The organism is Psychrobacter lutiphocae DSM 21542, assembly GCF_000382145.1.
Classification (GTDB): Bacteria; Pseudomonadota; Gammaproteobacteria; order Pseudomonadales; family Moraxellaceae; genus Psychrobacter; species Psychrobacter lutiphocae.
Genome location: NZ_KB907690.1, coordinates 1 through 2,395, shown reverse-complemented (window position 1 = coordinate 2,395; position 2,395 = coordinate 1). Strand labels below are relative to the sequence as shown.

The following is a 2,395-nucleotide window of genomic DNA, read 5'->3' as shown; positions in this document are numbered from 1 at the left end:
AAAAATAACCTATCTTTGTCAAACTCGTTGAACCTACTATATGTAGCGTTTGCACTCGTTTTCCTCGATAGCTTAATTTTTAGATTTGGTATAAATTTGAATTTGGTGAGTTACGCTTTGCTAACCCACTCTACGTAGGCTTAAGTTAATTATGGATGTATGGGTATTTTTACAATGAGTGAGTTAGTTTTAGCAGCTTTTCTTTATATGATGCGCGGGTATTTAAATAGGATGCGGGCAAACCTTACAGTATTAATTAAATTATATTTTATTAATAATTAAAAGTTTATTGTAGTGGTTTAATTCCAATATCTAAAAAGTACTGCCAAGTGTCGTCATAAAATTTATGAGATCGAGTAATATCTTCATCACTGCCGTAAGGAATGAATATGACCATACCTTGCCGAGCTCTAGTTAGTAAAACCCGATAGGCGTTTAGTAGATAGTCTTGGTCGGTTTTTTAATTGATATTTTGCCACTTAGTACCTTTAAAATTTCGGTAATGCCATTTATTACTAGCATAGTAAAAGTTGGCGCCCCATGCCACACATGCCCAATCAATTTCTAGACCTTGAATATCGAATTCTGTTGCAATTTCTTCAAGAAAATCTGAGGATCGAATATCACACGATGGATTTAAAAACCAATTGGCAGGCAAGATCTCATTTTTTACGTTAATGTTTTCAGTCCTGAGCCTTCTAGCTCCCGACGATGCTACAATACCTGCTCTCTCAGTTCCTTTTCTTTTAGATTTCAACCACTGTTTAGCTTTATCTAGATTTCGTGTGATGTAAATCGGGAATCTTGGTTGGATCTCTTGATATAAAATGCTAGCTTTGGATCTTTCCAAATTTAATAAAGCATGTACAAACTCTGAAAGTTTTTCACTTCTATATGATCTTAAAGAAACTGCTAAATGTAGTTCAGACTCAGCTTTAGCATGATTAATTAACCACTTCTTTAAGGTGCTGGAATTCAGGTAGTTTGAACTATTAATAATTAAATCAGAATAGTGAACTTTCCAATTAGGATGTTTTTTGAGAATTGCACTTACCCATTCACTAAGTCCAGCTTCACCTGTATTTATTTCTTGACCACCACCAATAAGACACACAATGACACACCAATCTGAATGACGATCCATAACTTCAATCAAAAATTCTGGCTCAGACATCGAAAAATTTTCGATGCCTCTTTTTCGTCTCATAAATGCTTGTACTTGTTTTTGGTTCCAAGCTCTTTGTGCTTCATCAAAGACAACAACTCTTTCAATAGGCTTATCTTTATTTTTTAAATATTCATCTCTAAAGTGATGAATATTTTGGATAAATGCACTTGTGTTTCTTAAAGCCTCAGATTTTTTGATGATTTCGCTTGAATGAGGATTTGAAACAATGTCTCTAGCTAAAGCTTCTCTTAAAACATCTACTAAAGGTCCATTACCAGACAAAAATAAAGCGTGTTCATCTTCATTAGATTTCATCCTTTGATTAGCAATATTTAATCCAGCTAAGGTTTTACCTGCACCTGGTACACCTGTAATAAAACAAATCGTTTTCTCATTTTTTAATTTAGAATTGCTGATAATACGATTCAAACAATCTGCGGTTGTTGACAGATTAATGGCACTGGCATCACTCCTAGAAATCTCTTCAACGTTGTGACCTTTATATAAGGCCTGAGCTGCTTCTACGATAGTGGGAGTAGGCTTATAAGCGGTATTAGACCACAAAACTGGGTCTATTGAGTTTGAGCTAGAGGTCAAGAAGTGGTTTAAAGTATTTGATAATTCAGTTTTATTTGTTTTGGCAGCAGTTTCAAGACTTAGGACTGAATCTGTACTAACAGATGGGTTATCCGCTTCGGTTGAAATTAAAATAGGTATTAGTTTAGCGTTGTGGCTACCTTCATGAAAGTTTTTAAGATCAAGTGCGTAATCTATTGTTTGAATCTCGGAATAAGTATCAAATTTACTGCTACCGACTTTAAATTCTATAACAAATACACAGTCATTAATAATAACGATATTATCTACACGTTTTCCCATACGTGGGATAGAGAATTCAAAGAATATATAACCTTTGAAACTCATAAGCTGTCTTTTTAATATTTTTATCTGCTGTATCCATGCATTTTTTTGTAGGTCAGTTAATGTTCTATTAGCATGGTTACTACTTAGTTTGCCAATAATTTCATCAACACTATCTTTAATAAAGTTAGTAATAGAGTTTTGATAGTAAGCTCTTTGCATAAGTAAACAGTCTCATATCGCAATAAATCTATATTAGTATTTTCAATACAGATAAGTAATCGAACAGAAATACATTATAATAGCAATTTTCCATAACAGACATAAAAAGCCATCATGAAGATAAGACAAGTAGAACTAACCGAT

The 2,395-nt window shown here is 33.4% G+C and carries 1 pseudogene; it reads right to left on the bottom strand.

Annotation, left to right across the window (positions count from 1 at the left end):
* Positions 1 to 286: 286 nt before the first annotated feature.
* Positions 287 to 2,047, bottom strand: a pseudogene (locus H140_RS14995) (DUF2075 domain-containing protein).
* Positions 2,048 to 2,395 lie beyond the last annotated feature (348 nt).